The sequence below is a fragment of the Nocardioides sp. genome (genome assembly GCF_050246775.1).
Lineage (GTDB): Bacteria > Actinomycetota > Actinomycetes > Propionibacteriales > Nocardioidaceae > Nocardioides.
In genome coordinates this window covers 227469-242683 of the sequence record NZ_JBFWVK010000001.1, presented here as the reverse complement: position 1 = coordinate 242683, position 15215 = coordinate 227469, and the positions used below count along the sequence as shown (strand labels likewise).

The window sequence follows — 15215 nt, the reverse complement described above, 5'->3', positions numbered from 1 at the left end:
CGCTCAGACCCATCCGGCGTCGTGCACGCACATGGCGATCTGGACCCGGTTGGTCGCGTGCAGCTTGTCGAAGAGTCTCGACACGTGGGCCTTCACCGTCGGCACCGACAGGTAGAGCGTGGCGGCGATCTCGGCGTTGCTGAGGCCCTGACCCACTGCGACGGCCACGTGGCGCTCACGCTCGGTGAGCGTCTCGAGCCGGCGCTCGGCGTCGCCGACCCGGTCCGGCGAGGCAGCCTCGCGCACCTGCCTGATCAAGGTGGCGGTGGCGGTGGGGGACAGCATCGGCTCACCTGCGGCGACGCGCTGGATCGCCTCGACGATCCGTGGCGGTGGGGTGTCCTTCAGCAGGAACCCGTCGGCTCCCGCCGCGATGGCGTTGAGGACGTCGGCATCGGCATCGAACGTCGTCAGGACGATCACTCGCGGTGACTCGGCATCGGTGTGCAGCGCCCGAGTGGCCTCCAGGCCGTTGAGCACCGGCATCCGGATGTCCATGAGCACGACGTCGGGGTGCTCGCGGCGCGCCATCAGTACGCCGGCCTGACCGTCGGCGGCCTCCCCGATCAGCTCGATGTCGTCACGCCCGCCCAGCATCAGGCTCAGGGCGGAGCGGACCAGAGGATCGTCGTCGACCACCAGGACCCGGATCCGTGCAGGGGAGCTCACGCGGCCCACGGTATCCAGCCGTGCAGCACGAAGGTGGCGCCCTCCGTGCGATGCTCGAGCCGCCCGCCGCGCAGTTGCGCACGCTCCGACAGCCCCACCAGCCCCAGTCCGGCGCCCGGAGCGGCCGGCGTCTTGACGAACCCGATCGCGTTGCGCAGCTTGAGCTCGACGCCGTCATCCGGCGAGCCGCTGAGCTGCACTCGCACCAGGGCCCCCGGAGCGTGCTTGCGCGAGTTGGTGAGCCCCTCCTGGATGATGCGGTAGACAGTGCGTCCGACGGCCACCGGCACGCTGGACCCGTCCAGCAGCTGGTCGTCGTACTCCACGTTCATGCCTGCCTCCCGGGCCTCGTGGATGAGCGCCGGGAGGTCGTCGTACGTCGGTTGCGGGGCGTCGACCAGCTCGCCGGTCTCCGGAGCCCGGAGCACCCCGAGGACCGCGCGCAGATCGGTCAGGGCCTCGTTCGCCTTGGCCTGGATGACCGCGGCGCTGGAACGGACCTCGAGCGGGCTGAGGTCCTGGCGGAAGGCGAGCGCGCCGGCATGCATGGAGACCTGGGAGATGCGGTGCGCGAGGACGTCGTGCATCTCGCGGGCGATCCGGGCCCGCTCGGCGCTGCGCGCGCTGGACACCCTCAGCTGCTGCTCGGCCTCGGCGCGCTCGGCCCGGTCCCGCAAGGTCCACAGCAGCTCGCGCCGCGATCCGATGTACATGCCCCAGCCGAGCATGGCGATGGTGGCGATGACGTTGAGCAGCAGGCTGAACCACACAGGGTCCTGGGTCACCAGCTCCTGGGTGTCGGCGTACCCCTGGGCGGCGACGACCCCCAGCACGCCGACCACGATCATCCGCAGGTACTGACGGCGGGTGGCCAGTGACACCGCCGCGTGCGTGGCCGGACCCGCTGCACATCCCGACACCAGGGTGAGGGCCGTGGTCACCATCGCGATCGCGAACGGCCACCGGCGCCGGAACATCACCAGGACGAAAGCGGCGACGCCGCCCCCGGCATCGATCCAGAAGAGCACCCGGTGGTCCTGCCACTGCCCCTGCCATGCCTGACTCCACACCAGCCCGGAGAGCATCAGGCTCAGCAGCAGGCGCCAGGCGTGCGACCACCAGCGCAGGGGTGGTTGGTAGGCGTCGGGCGGGGTGGGCACTCCCCAAGGCTAGGCCGAACCGGACCTGAGCGCAGCGGACCCCCGAACCGGGTCACCCCCTACTTTCGTCTGGGCCAGACATCCCCTCGGTCATGGTCCCGGGCCGCCAGGGCCGACAGGATGGAGGCATGATCTCCGTCGAAGCACTCACCAGGAAGTACGGCAGCTTCACCGCCGTCGACAATGTCTCCTTCATCTGCGAACCGGGTCAGGTGACCGGGTTCCTCGGCCCCAACGGCGCCGGCAAGACCACCACCATGCGGATCATGGTCGGCCTCACCTCGCCCACGTCCGGCCGGGTCACGATCGGCGGGCACCTCTACAGCGACATCCCGAACCCCGGACGCCACGTGGGCGTCCTCCTCGATGCCTCGGCGCAGCACGCGGGTCGCAGCGGACGCGAGATCCTCGAGCTCGGCGCCCGCACCATGGGCCTCGCGAACTCACGCGTCGACGAGATGCTCGAGCTGGTGTCGCTGACGCCGGCGGAGGCCAAGCGGCGGCTGCGCAACTACTCGCTCGGCATGAAGCAGCGCCTCGGCATCGCCCATGCCCTGCTGGGCGACCCGTCGGTGCTGATCCTCGACGAGCCCGCCAACGGCCTCGACCCTGCGGGCATCCGGTGGATGCGCGGCCTGCTGCGGGGGTACGCCGAGCGCGGGGGCACCGTGCTCCTGTCGAGTCACCTGCTCAACGAGGTCGAGCTGATCGCCGACGAGATGATCCTCATCGGGCACGGCCGGATCGTCGCCCAGGGTGACAAGAAGACGCTGCTCGCAGGCGCCACGGGGTCGGCCTCGACCTTCGTGACCGCGCTCGACAACCAGAGGCTGGCCGACGCGCTCACCGCCAAGGGCTTCGTGGTGGCCGGAGCAGGGGAGGGCCTCCGGGTCGAGGTCGAGCCTGTCGAGGTCGGGCGCACCGCCCTCGAGACCGGCGTCGTACTCACCGACCTGCGTGCCGCTGAGGGCGGACTCGAGGACCTGTTCCTCGAGCTGACCTCGGACACCCAGCGCGAGGACCAGCTCGAGGGGGCGCCCCGATGAGCAACGCGATTCCCGCCTCCGGCCTGGGCCACGCGCTCGACATCGGCAGCACCGCGAAGATCCCCTTCCTGCGCCTGGTCGCGGTGGAGCTGCGCAAGACCTGGGACACCCGCGCCGGCCTGTGGCTGTTGATCAGCACCGCACTGCTCACCGCGGCGGTGATGGTCATCCAGCTGGCCGTGGTGGTCGCCCAGGACCTGAACGTCTCCTACAACGACTTCCTGACCTCGACCAGCTTCTCGATGGGGCTGCTGCTTCCGGTGCTCGGCATCCTGCTGCTGACCAGCGAGTGGAGCCAGCGCACCGCCATGGTCACCTTCTCCCTCGAGCCACGGCGACCGCTGGTGATCGCGGCCAAGTTCGTGGTCGGGATCGCCCTCGCCGTGATAGCGGTGGTGATCGCGCTCGGCCTCGCGACCGTGTGCAACCTCCTGTACGGCGCGCTGTCGGGCGCGACGGTGGAGTGGGATCTGGGCCTGGCCAACGTCGGCGGGTTCCTGCTGCTGCAGGTGATCGGCATGCTCACCGGGTTCGCGTTCGCGGCGCTGCTGCTCAACTCGCCGGCCGCGATCGTGCTCTACATGGTCTACTCGTTCGTGCTGCCCGGCCTGTTCGGTCTGGGGGCCGCACTGATCGGCTGGTTCGCGGACCTGCAGCCCTGGATCGACTTCAACTATGCGCTCACCCCGCTCATCGATGCGTCGATGACCGGTGAGGACTGGGCCCACTTCGCGACCTCGGGCCTCATCTGGCTCGTCCTGCCGCTGGCCATCGGCGTGTGGCGTGTCCTGCGTGCCGAGGTGAAGTGATGAGTGCGACGGCGCCGGTCGAGCGGCCCGGTCTGGGGCATGCACTGGACCTGTCCACCACGACCGCCACGCCCTTCCATCGACTGGTGGGGGTGGAGCTGAAGAAGTCCTACGACACCCGCGCCGGGTTCTGGCTGCTGGCCGTCATCGGCCTGCTGGTGCTGCTCACCGAGGGCATCGTGCTCGCGGTGACCGTCAGCCAGGACGAGCCGATGCAGTTCGGCGACTTCGTCGCGGCCGCGGCGTTCGTGACCTCGATCCTGCTGCCGGTGCTCGGGATCATGTTGGTGACCAGCGAGTGGAGCCAGCGCACCGGGATGGTGACCTTCGCCCTCGAGCCGCGCCGCCCGCGTGTGTTCGCGGCGAAGGCCGCGGTGGGGGTGATCCTCACCCTGGCCACCATCGCGATGGCCATCGTGGTGGGCCTGGTCTGCAACCTGATCTACGGCTCCCTCCAGGGTGGGGCCGACTGGACGTTCGGCTGGGCGGGGTTCTTCGGGTTCCTGATCACCCAGAACCTCGCGATGCTCGGCGGGTTCGCGCTGGCCACCCTGCTGCTCAACACCCCGGCGGCGATCGTGATGTTCTTCGTCTACCAGTGGGTGCTTCCCGGTCTGATCGCTGCGGGGGAGGCGCTGATCGGCTGGTTCGAGAAGGTGGCGCCGTGGATCGACTTCCAGTCAGCGCAGGCGCCGCTCTACGACATGTCCCTGTCGGGCTCGGACTGGGGCCACCTGCTGGTGTCGGGGTTCGTGTGGCTCGTCGTCCCGCTGTCGATCGGGGTCTGGCGCGTGCTCCGCGCCGAGATCAAGTAGCCCTCCGAGCGCTGGCCGCCTCCCTCCGCCGGGGAGAGGGAGGCGGCCAGATATCGTCGCGGTCATGACCCGTGCTGATGGACGTGCCGACGACGAGCTGAGACCGATCACGATCACCCGTGACTGGCTGGACCACCCGGCCGGCTCGGTCCTGGTGGAGTTCGGACGGACCCGGGTCCTGTGCGCCGCCTCCGCCACGCCCGGAGTGCCGCGCTGGCGCAAGGGGTCCGGGCTCGGCTGGGTGACCGCGGAGTACGCCATGCTTCCCGCCTCGACCAACACGCGCTCGGACCGCGAGTCGGTCAAGGGCCGGATCGGTGGCCGCACCCACGAGATCTCCCGACTGATCGGGCGCTCGCTGCGCGCGATCATCGACGAGAAGGCGTTGGGGGAGAACACGATCGTCATCGACTGCGACGTGCTGCAGGCCGACGGGGGCACCCGTACCGCAGCGATCACCGGCGCCTACGTGGCCCTGGCCGACGCGTGTGCCCACCTCGGGGTGCCCCAGGGGCTGACCGGCTCGGTGGCGGCGGTGTCGGTCGGGATCATCGACGGCGTTCCCCGCCTCGACCTCCCCTACGAGGAGGACGTCCGCGCCGAGACCGACATGAACGTGGTGATGACCGGCGAGGGCAAGTTCGTCGAGGTCCAGGGCACCGCCGAGGGCGCGGCGTTCGACCGCGCCGAGCTCGACGCCCTCCTGTCCTTGGCTGAGAAGGGCATCGCCGACCTCACCGTGCTCCAGCACGAGGCGCTCGGTGGCTGACCGGGACCGGCCGGATCGCCACACGGTCTTCCTGGCCTCGCGCAACCCCAAGAAGCTCGCCGAGATGCAGCGCATCCTGACCCAGCATGCCCCCGGCGTCGAGGTGGTCGGCCTGGACGACGTGGCGCCGTACGACGAACCGGTCGAGGACCGGCCCACGTTCGAGGGCAACGCCCTGCTCAAGGCGTACGCCGCCGTGGCCGCGACCGGGCTGCCGTCGATCGCCGACGACTCAGGGCTCTGTGTGGACGCCCTCAACGGGATGCCGGGCGTGCTGTCGGCGCGCTGGTCGGGCCCGCCGAAGTCGGACGCCCGCAACAACGAGCTCCTGCTCGCCCAGCTCGCGGACGTCCCTGACGCACGTCGTACGGCTCACTTCACGTGCGCCGTGGCCTTCTGCCACCCCTCCAGCTCGGGTGTAGTCGTCGAGCACGTCGTGCACGGTGAGATGTCGGGGCGCGTGCTGCGGGAGGTGCGGGGAAGCGGCGGTTTCGGCTACGACGTCCTGTTCGCCGCCGATGGGCACGACGTGACCACGGCGGAGCTCACCGTGGCCGAGAAGGATGCGATCTCGCACCGGGGCAAGGCGCTGCGTCAGCTCGCGCCCCTGGTCGCCGACGTGCTCAGCGGGGCCTAGGCCAGACCCAGTCCCGGGCCAGGAGGCCGAACAGTGCGGTGTCGGTGACCTGGTCCTCGACCCAGTAGTTCTCGCGCTGGGTGCCTTCGCGGGCGAACCCCAGTCGGGCCAGCACGGCGTTGGACGCCGTGTTGTCGGGGTGCGTGGAGGCCTCCAACCGGTGGACCCCCACCACCCGGACCAGGTGCTCGCACAGCGCTGCGGCGGCCTCCGTGGCCACCCCGGAGCCGCGTGCCCACGTGTGCAGCGTGTAGCCGACCTCCGCGGTGTGCCCGTCGGCCGACACCCGGGTGGCGACGTCGCCCAGGATCTGGTCGTCCGACGTGCGCACGATGGCCAGCTGGGTCCACTCACCGTGGGCGAACGGCTCATGGGCTGCGATCTCGGCGATGAGGTCGCGGGCCTTGGCCAGCGGGTAGGGGACCGACCAGGCCTGGTACTCGGCCGTGGCGGGGTCGGAGCGTCGTTCGGCGAGGTCCTCGGCGTCCTCCGGCTGCAGCGATCGCAGGCTGAGTCGCGGCGTGCGCAGCGGCAGCAAGGCTCAGCGCCGTCCGCCGCCGAGCAGGCCGCCGAGCACGTCGCCGAGGATCGAGCCGACGTCGGGGACCGCGCCGCTGCGACTGGTCGACCTCGTGCCCTCCGCCGCGCCACCGAGGACCTGGCTGAGGATCGTGCCGAGCACGTCGGAGCCGGCCGCGCTGGGAGCGCCGCTGCCGCCGGAGACCCGCTTGGCGACGTAGGACAGCACGATCGGCACGAGCATCGGCAGCAGCTTCTGGATCAGGCCGCTGTTCGCGCCGGTGCTGCCGAGCTGACTGATGACCTGGTCCTTGTTGCCCCCGAAGATGTGGGCTGCGGCCTTCTCCCCGTCGTTGACGTCCACGGTGCTCACGTCGACATCTCCGGTGTGCTGGTCGAGCGCCCCGAGCAGGGACGTGGCTCCTGCGGGGTCCGTCGCATTGGCCTGGAGGCCGCCGAGCAGCGCCGGCAGTGCGGCGTACGCCGCGTCGTGGACCTCGTCGGGACTGGCACCGAGCTGGTGGGCCAGCTGGTCGATCGGGAGGTTGTCGAGGATGTCGTCGATGGCACTCATGGCTGAAACCTAGCCCAGCCGAGGAGCGCACGGCAGGCGTGTCCTGCCACAGATCCACGCTCAGGACTCTTACCCTCGAACCGGGGTCGTCGTCACGTCAGCCCCATCTTCCCCACGAGTCGCAAACGAGGGTTGCCGCAATGGCGAACAGTTTCATCGGCCGAGACATGGCCGTGGACCTCGGGACCGCCAACACGCTGGTCTACGTCCGAGGCAAGGGTGTCCTGCTCGACGAGCCCTCAGTCGTGGCCCTCAACGCCACGACCAACGAGATCCTGGCCGTGGGGCACGAGGCCAAGCGGATGATCGGTCGCACTCCCGACAACATCATCGCGATCCGGCCCCTGAAGGACGGCGTGATCGCCGACTTCGACGCCACCGAGCAGATGCTCCGCTTCTTCATCCAGCAGGTGCACCGGCGCCGCTACTTCGCCAAGCCGCGGCTGGTGATCTGTGTGCCCAGTGGGATCACGGCGGTGGAGCAGCGAGCGGTCAAGGACGCCGGCTACCAGGCAGGCGCCCGCCGGGTCTACATCGTCGAGGAGCCGATGGCCGCGGCGATCGGCGCCGGGCTGCCCGTGCACGAGGCCACCGGCAACATGGTGGTCGACGTCGGTGGCGGCACCACCGAGGTGGCCGTCATCTCCTTGGGCGGCATCGTCACCTCGATGTCGATCCGCACGGCCGGCGACGACCTCGACCAGGCGATCATCGCGTGGATGAAGAAGGAGTACTCCCTGATGCTGGGGGAGCGCACCGCCGAAGAGATCAAGATGACCCTCGGCTCGGCCTTCCCGCTGCCCTCCGAGCCCGAGGCCGAGGTGCGCGGGCGCGACATGGTCTCCGGTCTGCCGCGCACCGTCACCGTGTCCAGCGCTGAGATCCGCAAGGCGCTCGAGGAGCCCCTGCATGCGATCCTCGACGCCATCCGCAGCACCCTCGACCAGACGCCTCCCGAGCTCGCCGGCGACATCATGGACCGAGGCATCGTCCTCACCGGGGGCGGAGCCCTGCTGCGTGGGCTCGATGAGCGGATCCGTCATGAGACGGGGATGCCGGTGCACGTGGCCGATGACCCCCTGACCTCCGTCGCGCTCGGTGCCGGCAAGTGCGTCGAGGAGTTCGAGGCGCTGCAGCAGGTGCTCGTGAGCGACCGCCGGCGGTACTGATGACGCCGGACAAGCACGAGAACCGCGACACCAGGCGCCCTGCTCGCTCCACGCTCGTCATGCTGCTGCTGGCGTGCGCCATCATCATCACTCTCGACTATCGGGGTGGCTCCGACTCCCCGCTGGAACCGGCACGGCGCGCGGTCGGCGAGGCGCTGGGCCCGGTCGAATCGGCCACCTCGGTCATGGTGGGGCCGTTCGTGGCCATCCCCGACTGGTTCCACTCCCAGAGCTCCCTGCGCGATGACGTCGAGGCACTCCAGGCCGAGAACTCCGAGTTGCGCCAGCAGGTCGAGACCGCCGACCTCGACCGCAACCGCCTCGCCGACTACGACGCCCTGACCCGCACCTCCGCCGACACCGGGTACTCGCTGGTGCCCGCCCACGTCATCGCCTACGGCCCGGGCCAGTCCTTCTCCCGCACGGTCACCATCGATGCCGGCACCCGTGCCGGGGTGAGTGCCGACATGACGGTGATGAACAACGACGGGCTCGTGGGCCGGGTCGTCCGGGCCACCCGGACCACCGCAACGGTCCTGCTGATCGTCGATGCAGACTCTGTCGTCGGCGGGCGCGTCGGGCGCAGCATGGAGGTCGGCTTCCTGCGTGGCCGCGGCCAGCTGGGCACTGAGGGCGACCTCGATCTGGACCTGGTCGACGATGCCGTCGTGCCGGCCCGCAACGACACCGTCGTGACGTGGGGCAGTGACGGAGGGGCGCCGTACGTCGCCGGGATCCCGATCGGCCGCGTCACCAGCGTGGTCAGCAGTCCGCGCGAGCAGTCCCAGCGCGCCGTGATCGCGCCGTACGTCGACTTCAGTGCCCTCGACCTGGTGGGCGTCGTCGTGGCGGCCGGAACGTCCAGTGACCGCAGCCTGGTCGAGGCCGGCGGGGTGACCCGATGAGTGCGCTGCGCGCCCTCGTGGCGTTCGTCGTGGTGCTCACCGCCGTCGTGCTCCAGGTGACCCTGTTCCCGCACTTCGCCTGGCAGGGCATCGTGCCCAACCTGGCGCTGCTCGTCGTCGTCGGTGCCGCGCTCGTGCGCGGTCCGCAGTTCGCCTGCACCCTCGGGTTCGTGGCCGGACTGGCGGTCGACCTGGCCCCGCCGGCCGACCACATCGCAGGTCGGTGGGCGCTCTCGTTCGTGATCGTCGGCTACCTGGCCGGCCGGATCCGCCAGGAGTCTCCCGACCAGGGCAAGCCCAGCCCGACCTCGGTCGTGCTCGCCGTGGCGGCCTCGAGCTTCGTGGCCACCTCGGTCTACGCGCTCGGCGGGCTGCTGCTCAACGACCCGCGGATGAACCTGTCCGACGTGATCACCACGATCCTGATCGCGGTGATCTGGGACGTCCTGCTCACCCCGTTCGTGCTGCCGCCCGTGATGCTGTTGTTCGCCAGGCTGCAGCCCAGTCGGGTGGCGTACTGATGGACTCGCGCAGCACCCCTGCCGCGCGCAAGAGCCGCCTGCGGCTCATCGTCGTGCAGGCCCTGGTCTTCTCGTTGTTCGCCACTCTTTTCGGCCGGTTGTGGTACCTGCAGGTGCTCAGCGGGGACGACTACCAGGCCCAGGCTGCGTCGCAGTCGGTGCGCGAGATCGTCGTCCAGCCCAACCGGGGCCTCATCGTCGACGCCGAGGGCCGCCCGCTGGTGGCCAACCGCACGTCCTGGGTCATCTCGATCGACCGGACCCTGCTGGGCAAGCTCGCGGTCGAGCAGCGCACCGCCGTGCTGCGCCGGGTCGCCGCGGCAGTCGGGGTGAAGCCCGCCAAGCTCGAGGCCCGGCTGCTCAACTGCGGCGACACCGGGAGCCGGGCCAGGACCTGCTGGAACGGCTCGCCCTACCAGCCCGTCCCGATCGCCACCGATGTCAGGCAACGCGTCGCCCTCGCGGTCCAGGAGCAGCCCGAGGACTTCCCGTCCGTGGTCGCCGAGCAGCAGAGCGCTCGCAGCTACCCCCAGCCCTACGGCATCAACGCCGCGCACATCCTGGGCTACCTGAGCCCCATCACCGAGGACGAGCTCGCGGCCGCCCAGAAGCGGGACGACACGTCGGTCAACGGCGCCTCCAGCGTCGGTCGGGCCGGGGTCGAGAAGCAGTACGACGCCTGGCTGCGCGGCATGCCCGGCTATCGCAACGTGGCGGTGGACTCGATGGGCCGGGTCCTCGGAGAGGACAGCGAGACCCTCAGTCAGCCCGGGAACACGCTGGTCACCTCGATCGATGCCAAGGTGCAGGGCGTCGTCGAGCGTCAGCTGCACCAGACGATCATGACCGCGCGCAAGACCTACGACGACGTCACGCACAAGAACTACGTGGCCGACTCCGGGGCAGCCGTCGTGATGGACGCCAAGACCGGACGCATCGTGGCGATGGCCAGCCAGCCGACGTACGACCCCGACGTCTGGGTCGGTGGGATCAGCGAGAAGCAGTTCCGCCACCTCTACTCCGAGAAGGCCGGCACCCCGTTGCTGTCGCGGGCCACCCAGGGTCAGTTCGCGCCCGGCTCCACGTGGAAGCCGATCATGACCGTGGGCGCGCTCAACAACGGCTTCTCTGAGGACACCAGCCTCAACTGCTCCGCCGGGCTCCAGGTCGGCAACCGCTGGTTCAAGAACTACGAGAGCGCCTCCGAGGGCAACATCAGCTTCGCCCAGGCCCTGCAGCTGTCGTGCGACACGTTCTTCTACCGGGTGGCAGTCCACTTCTGGCAGAAGTACGGCACCGACCCGACGGACGTGAAGGCGAAGGACCCGCTGATCGCCGAGGCAAAGAACTTCGGGTTCGGCTCGGAGACCGGCCTGGACCTCCCCGGCGAGGCCAGTGGCCGGATCGCCGACCGGCACTGGAAGCTCGAGTACTACAAGGCGATGAAGAGCTACTACTGCAAGATCGACAAGCAGCCCGGCAACGACTTCCTGCACCTGTTCGCCCACGAGTTCTGCCTGGAGGGCAGCTACTACCGCGAAGGCGACGCGGTGAACTTCTCCATCGGCCAGGGCGACACGATCGTGACCCCGCTCCAGCTCGCTCGGGCCTACGGGGCGCTCTCCAACGGGGGCACCCTGTGGAAGCCCCAGGTCGCGAAGGCCATCGTGAGCCCCGAGGGCGAGGTCCTCAAACGGTTCGCTCCCAAGGCCACCGCTCACGTCAAGGCCAGCAAGGCCAGCCTGAGGTACGTCGACGAGGCGCTCCTGGGGACCCCGAAGGTCGGCACGCTGGCCTGGAAGTTCCTGGACTTCCCGTTGGACAAGGTGCACATCCGGGGCAAGACCGGCTCGGCCGAGGTCTACGGCAAGCAGTCCACCTCGTGGGTTGCGACCTACGACGAGAACTACGTGGTGATCATGATGGTCAGCCAGGCCGGCACCGGCTCGGGCACCTCCGGCCCGGCCGTGCGCAAGATCTGGGAGTCGCTCTACGGCATCAAGGGCATGGAGGTCGACCCCGCCAAGGCCGCGATCGACGGCACCGTGCCGCCCACCAAGCTGCCCGTCTTCATGCGTGACGGGTCCATCCTGCCCCCAGCCGTGGAGGATCGATGAGTAGACTGCGCGCCCCCGGTCTCGACTGGGTCCTGATGCTGTCCGTCCTCGGTCTGCTCGGGGTCGGCTCGATGCTGGTCTGGTCAGCCACCGCTTCGCGTGACCTGCTGACCGGGGGCGACCCGACGGCGTTCGTCAAGAAGCAACTGGTCAACGTCGCCATCGCCCTGGTGCTCATGGTGATGGTGCTGGCCACTGATCACCGCTGGGTGCGCATCCTTGCGCCCTTGGTCTACCTCGGCTCGGTGATCGGGCTGCTGCTTGTCCTGATCATGGGCACCACCGTCAACGGGTCGCGCTCCTGGCTGATGCTCGGCGGCCTGTCGATCCAGCCTGCTGAGTTCGCCAAGCTGGCCGTCGTCATCGGGATGGCCCTGTTCGTCGCCGAACGCCTCGAGGGCAAGTGGCAGCGCCGGGTCGGCACCGTGGAGGTGGTCGGCATGCTGGCCATCGCCGGCCTGCCGGCGGTCCTGATCCTGCTGCAGCCCGACCTCGGGACGATGCTGGTGCTGACCGCAACGGTGTTCGGCGTGCTGGCCGTGGCCGGCGCCTCGCGGCGCTGGCTGGGGGCGCTGCTGGTCGGCGGCGTGCTCGCCGCGAGCCTGGCCGTCGTCGGCAACGTGCTCAAGCCCTATCAGATCGACCGGTTCATGGCCTTCACCAACCCCGGCCTCGACCCGCGGGGAGCCGGCTACAACGTCGAGCAGGCCAGGATCGCGGTCGGCAACGGCGGGCTCTTCGGCCAGGGGCTCTTCGGGGGGTCGCAGACCCGGTCCGGCTTCGTTCCCGAGCAGCACACCGACTTCATCTTCACCGTCGCCGGGGAGGAGCTGGGCCTGGTCGGGGCGGGGGTGCTGATCGCACTGCTGGCTGTCGTGATCTGGCGTGCGCTCTCGATCGCGCGCACCAGCGACGACCTGTTCGGGCGCGTGGCGGCTGCCGGCATCGCCTGCTGGTTCGGTTTCCAGGCCTTCCAGAACATCGGCATGTGCCTGGGGATCATGCCCGTCACCGGCGTACCCCTGCCCTTCGTGTCGTACGGCGGCAGCTCGATGTTCGCCAGCATGCTCGCGATCGGGCTGCTCCAGAACATCCACCTGCGCTCGACCGCCTCCATCCCCACCCGGTTCGCCTCCTCCGGCCGGACCCAGACCCGGACACTTTCTCGATCGATGTCATAAGCAACTAATCTGTTGGGCATGGCAAAGACCGACCCCACCCCGTCGGAGACCGGCGACTACACGCACGCCCAGATCCTCGCCGTCCTGGGTGGCCTGATGATGGGCATGTTCCTCGCAGCGCTCGACCAGACGATCGTCAGCACCGCGATCCGCACCATCTCCGACGATCTCAACGGTCTGTCGGTCCAGGCCTGGGTCACCACCGCCTACCTGATCACCTCGACGATCACGACGCCGATCTACGGCAAGCTGGGCGACCTCTACGGTCGCAAGAAGCTGTTCATGTTCGCGATCACGGTCTTCATCATCGGCTCGGCCATGTGCGCGTTCGCGACCTCGATGTACATGCTGGCCGTCTTCCGCGCGATCCAGGGGATCGGTGCAGGCGGGCTGTTCACTCTGGTCCTCGCGATCATCGGCGACCTGGTCTCACCACGCGAACGCGCCAAGTACACCGGCTACTTCATGGCCACCTTCGCCACCTCCAGCGTCCTGGGCCCCCTCATCGGGGGATTCTTCGCCGAGCAGAGCACCATCCTGGGTGTCACCGGCTGGCGCTGGGTGTTCCTGGTCAACGTCCCCATCGGCATCGCCGCCCTGTTCGTGGTCTCGCGCACCCTGCACCTGCACCACCTGCGGCGTGAGGCCCGCATCGACTGGTGGGGCGCCAGCCTCCTCGTGGTGGCCCTGGTGCCGCTGTTGACCGTTGCCGAGCAGGGCCGCGAGTGGGGCTGGACCTCGGGTCGCGTGATCGCCGGCATCGTCATCGGACTGGTCGGCATCGCCGCCTTCATCGAGGCCGAGCGGCGGATGGGCGACGACGCGCTCATCCCGCTGCGGATCTTCCGGATCCGGGCCGTGTCGGTCACGATCGGTGCCAGCGTCATCACCGGCATGGCGATGTTCGGCGGCCTGTTCATCCTTCCCCTCTACATGCAGATCGTGCACTCCGCCTCGCCCATGGAGTCGGGCTTCCTGATGCTCCCGATGGTGGTGGGCATGATGACCGGTTCGATCGGCTCGGGCATCATCACCTCGCGCACCGGCCACATCCGGGTCTTCCCGCGCATCGGGACCCTGCTCGCGGCCACCGCCCTGTTGTTGCTCTCCACGATCGATGCCGACACCCACCTGTGGGTGGTCATGGCCTTCATGCTGCTGCTCGGGTTCGGCCTCGGCAACTGCATGCAGCCGCTCACCCTCATCGTGCAGAACGCCGTCCCACCTCGGGAGATAGGCGTGGCCACCAGTGCAGCCACCTTCTTCCGGCAGATCGGCGGCACGGTCGGTGTCGCGATCTTCCTGTCCGTGCTCTTCGGCACCGTGGGCGGCAACATCGCCAACGCCTTCGAGACCGAGAGCACGACTCCGGCCTTCCAGCAGGCGGCCGCCGACCCCGAACTGCTGGCCAATCCCGTCAACAAGGCCGTGGTCGATTCCCTCCAGGGCAAGGGCGGTGGCATCTTCACCGAGGTGCAGGACGACTCCTCGGTGCTCGAGCAGATGGCCGACGTCTTCGCCCACCCGTTCCGGGCCGGCTTCGCGGAGTCGATGTCGACGGTCTTCCTGTACGCCGGGCTCGTGGGCCTGCTGGCGTTCGTGATCATGCTGTTCATGCCGCCGATCGAGCTGCGCTCGCAGTCGGGGCTGGCTGCTGCACGAGCCGAGACCCCCTAGCCAGGCGGTAGGGCTGGCTCGCGCCGCAGCACCGACACGGCGTACTCCCCGTCGGGGTCGAAGGCATGCAGGTCGTAGGTGGCGAACTGCGCCTCGATGCGCAGGCCCGCGGCGGCTGCGTCTGCAGCGAACTCGGTGGGGGAGTAGGCGCGGGAGCTGACGGGGCCGGCCTGGGTGTGGAAGCCGATGAGGAGCCGCCCCTCGTCGGCGAGCAGGGCGGCGAGGTTGGTCAGGACCCGTCGCTCGGTGTCCGGGGCCAGCAGGATCATCACGTTGCCCACGCACACGATCAGGTCGAAGGGCCCCGGTTCCCCGGCCGCGGAGAGCAGCGCGGCGTCGAGCAGGTCGAGGCGTCCCTGGATCACCGGCAGCTCGGGGTAGGTCCGACGTGACTGGTGCAGGAGATCGGCGTCGAGGTCGACCCCGACGACGCGGTGCCCGCGCAGCCGCAGGGCGTCCCCGACGCGTCCCATGCCGGAGCCGGCGTCCAGGATCCGGGCGTTGCGTGGGGCCAGGACGTCGGCGAGGCGAGCCTCGCCGTCGATGTCCTCCCCAGCCTCGCGCAGGGCGGCGAAGCGCAGCCCGTAGCCCGACCGGCGCTCGCTCGTCTCCCACCGGGTCAGCGGGGTCTCAGCCATGCTTGCTCC

At 69.5% G+C, this 15215-nt stretch carries 16 protein-coding genes; 11 read left to right on the top strand and 5 right to left on the bottom strand.

Annotated features, from left to right (window positions below):
* Positions 1 to 3: 3 nt before the first annotated feature.
* On the bottom strand, positions 4 to 669 hold the full coding sequence (locus tag AB7I40_RS01200) for a response regulator (RefSeq protein WP_428346559.1): 666 nt from the start codon (positions 667 to 669) through the stop codon (positions 4 to 6).
* Positions 666 to 1829, bottom strand: coding sequence for a sensor histidine kinase (locus AB7I40_RS01195; RefSeq protein ID WP_428346558.1), 1164 nt, complete (start codon positions 1827 to 1829; stop codon positions 666 to 668). Before AB7I40_RS01195 ends, AB7I40_RS01200 begins: the two co-directional genes overlap by 4 nt.
* A gap of 128 nt (positions 1830 to 1957) precedes the next feature.
* On the opposite strand from AB7I40_RS01195, the gene AB7I40_RS01190 reads away from it, so the two are divergent.
* The 5 genes from AB7I40_RS01190 (at position 1958) to rdgB (ending at position 5905) form a co-directional block, all read left to right on the top strand.
* Positions 1958 to 2875 (top strand): ABC transporter ATP-binding protein, encoded by a 918-nt coding sequence (locus AB7I40_RS01190; RefSeq protein ID WP_428346557.1) that lies wholly within the window; start codon positions 1958 to 1960, stop codon positions 2873 to 2875.
* The gene (locus AB7I40_RS01185; RefSeq protein WP_428346556.1) at positions 2872 to 3684 is read left to right on the top strand and encodes an ABC transporter permease; all 813 of its coding nucleotides are present in this window, start codon (positions 2872 to 2874) and stop codon (positions 3682 to 3684) included. The genes AB7I40_RS01190 and AB7I40_RS01185 overlap by 4 nt, the downstream gene beginning before the upstream one ends.
* Positions 3684 to 4499, top strand: a complete 816-nt coding sequence (locus tag AB7I40_RS01180) for an ABC transporter permease (protein WP_428346555.1) — start codon at positions 3684 to 3686, stop codon at positions 4497 to 4499. Before AB7I40_RS01185 ends, AB7I40_RS01180 begins: the two co-directional genes overlap by 1 nt.
* Before the next feature lie 64 nt (positions 4500 to 4563).
* Entirely contained in the window at positions 4564 to 5268 is a 705-nt protein-coding gene (rph, locus tag AB7I40_RS01175) for a ribonuclease PH (RefSeq protein WP_428346554.1), read from the top strand.
* On the top strand, positions 5261 to 5905 hold the full coding sequence (gene rdgB, locus AB7I40_RS01170; protein ID WP_428346553.1) for an RdgB/HAM1 family non-canonical purine NTP pyrophosphatase: 645 nt from the start codon (positions 5261 to 5263) through the stop codon (positions 5903 to 5905). The genes rph and rdgB overlap by 8 nt, the downstream gene beginning before the upstream one ends.
* Here rdgB and AB7I40_RS01165 read toward each other — a convergent pair.
* On the bottom strand, positions 5892 to 6443 hold the full coding sequence (locus AB7I40_RS01165) for a GNAT family N-acetyltransferase (RefSeq protein WP_428346552.1): 552 nt from the start codon (positions 6441 to 6443) through the stop codon (positions 5892 to 5894). The two genes, rdgB and AB7I40_RS01165, sit on opposite strands and share 14 nt — an antisense overlap.
* A gap of 3 nt (positions 6444 to 6446) precedes the next feature.
* Positions 6447 to 6998 carry a DUF937 domain-containing protein gene (locus AB7I40_RS01160; protein WP_428346551.1) on the bottom strand — a complete coding sequence of 184 codons (552 nt, stop codon included), beginning with the start codon at positions 6996 to 6998 and terminating at the stop codon, positions 6447 to 6449.
* A gap of 140 nt (positions 6999 to 7138) precedes the next feature.
* Here AB7I40_RS01160 and AB7I40_RS01155 point away from each other — a divergent pair, with 140 nt between their 5' ends.
* From AB7I40_RS01155 to AB7I40_RS01130, 6 genes are read left to right on the top strand one after another with little or no spacing between them, the layout of a single operon-like run.
* Positions 7139 to 8167 (top strand): rod shape-determining protein, encoded by a 1029-nt coding sequence (locus AB7I40_RS01155; RefSeq protein WP_428346550.1) that lies wholly within the window; start codon positions 7139 to 7141, stop codon positions 8165 to 8167.
* Positions 8167 to 9072, top strand: coding sequence for a rod shape-determining protein MreC (gene mreC / locus AB7I40_RS01150; RefSeq protein WP_428346549.1), 906 nt, complete (start codon positions 8167 to 8169; stop codon positions 9070 to 9072). The genes AB7I40_RS01155 and mreC overlap by 1 nt, the downstream gene beginning before the upstream one ends.
* The gene (mreD, locus tag AB7I40_RS01145) at positions 9069 to 9593 is read left to right on the top strand and encodes a rod shape-determining protein MreD (RefSeq protein WP_428346548.1); all 525 of its coding nucleotides are present in this window, start codon (positions 9069 to 9071) and stop codon (positions 9591 to 9593) included. Before mreC ends, mreD begins: the two co-directional genes overlap by 4 nt.
* Complete coding sequence (mrdA, locus tag AB7I40_RS01140; RefSeq protein ID WP_428346547.1) at positions 9593 to 11710, top strand: penicillin-binding protein 2; 2118 nt, start codon at positions 9593 to 9595, stop codon at positions 11708 to 11710. The genes mreD and mrdA overlap by 1 nt, the downstream gene beginning before the upstream one ends.
* On the top strand, positions 11707 to 12891 hold the full coding sequence (gene rodA / locus AB7I40_RS01135) for a rod shape-determining protein RodA (protein ID WP_428346546.1): 1185 nt from the start codon (positions 11707 to 11709) through the stop codon (positions 12889 to 12891). Before mrdA ends, rodA begins: the two co-directional genes overlap by 4 nt.
* Before the next feature lie 18 nt (positions 12892 to 12909).
* On the top strand, positions 12910 to 14568 hold the full coding sequence (locus AB7I40_RS01130; RefSeq protein WP_428346545.1) for an MDR family MFS transporter: 1659 nt from the start codon (positions 12910 to 12912) through the stop codon (positions 14566 to 14568).
* On the opposite strand, the gene AB7I40_RS01125 is transcribed toward AB7I40_RS01130, so the two are convergent.
* On the bottom strand, positions 14565 to 15206 hold the full coding sequence (locus AB7I40_RS01125) for a class I SAM-dependent methyltransferase (protein ID WP_428346544.1): 642 nt from the start codon (positions 15204 to 15206) through the stop codon (positions 14565 to 14567). The two genes, AB7I40_RS01130 and AB7I40_RS01125, sit on opposite strands and share 4 nt — an antisense overlap.
* Between the last annotated feature and the right edge of the window lie 9 nt (positions 15207 to 15215).

Coding starts and splice junctions, on each gene's coding strand:
- rodA (WP_428346546.1), top strand. CDS start 11,707: ATGAGTAGACTGCGCGCCCCCGGTCTCGACTGGGTCCTGATGCTGTCC.
- AB7I40_RS01130 (WP_428346545.1), top strand. CDS start 12,910: ATGGCAAAGACCGACCCCACCCCGTCGGAGACCGGCGACTACACGCAC.
- AB7I40_RS01155 (WP_428346550.1), top strand. CDS start 7,139: ATGGCGAACAGTTTCATCGGCCGAGACATGGCCGTGGACCTCGGGACC.
- mreC (WP_428346549.1), top strand. CDS start 8,167: ATGACGCCGGACAAGCACGAGAACCGCGACACCAGGCGCCCTGCTCGC.
- mrdA (WP_428346547.1), top strand. CDS start 9,593: ATGGACTCGCGCAGCACCCCTGCCGCGCGCAAGAGCCGCCTGCGGCTC.
- mreD (WP_428346548.1), top strand. CDS start 9,069: ATGAGTGCGCTGCGCGCCCTCGTGGCGTTCGTCGTGGTGCTCACCGCC.
- AB7I40_RS01125 (WP_428346544.1), bottom strand. CDS start 15,206: ATGGCTGAGACCCCGCTGACCCGGTGGGAGACGAGCGAGCGCCGGTCG.
- rph (WP_428346554.1), top strand. CDS start 4,564: ATGACCCGTGCTGATGGACGTGCCGACGACGAGCTGAGACCGATCACG.
- AB7I40_RS01190 (WP_428346557.1), top strand. CDS start 1,958: ATGATCTCCGTCGAAGCACTCACCAGGAAGTACGGCAGCTTCACCGCC.
- AB7I40_RS01160 (WP_428346551.1), bottom strand. CDS start 6,998: ATGAGTGCCATCGACGACATCCTCGACAACCTCCCGATCGACCAGCTG.
- AB7I40_RS01185 (WP_428346556.1), top strand. CDS start 2,872: ATGAGCAACGCGATTCCCGCCTCCGGCCTGGGCCACGCGCTCGACATC.
- AB7I40_RS01180 (WP_428346555.1), top strand. CDS start 3,684: ATGAGTGCGACGGCGCCGGTCGAGCGGCCCGGTCTGGGGCATGCACTG.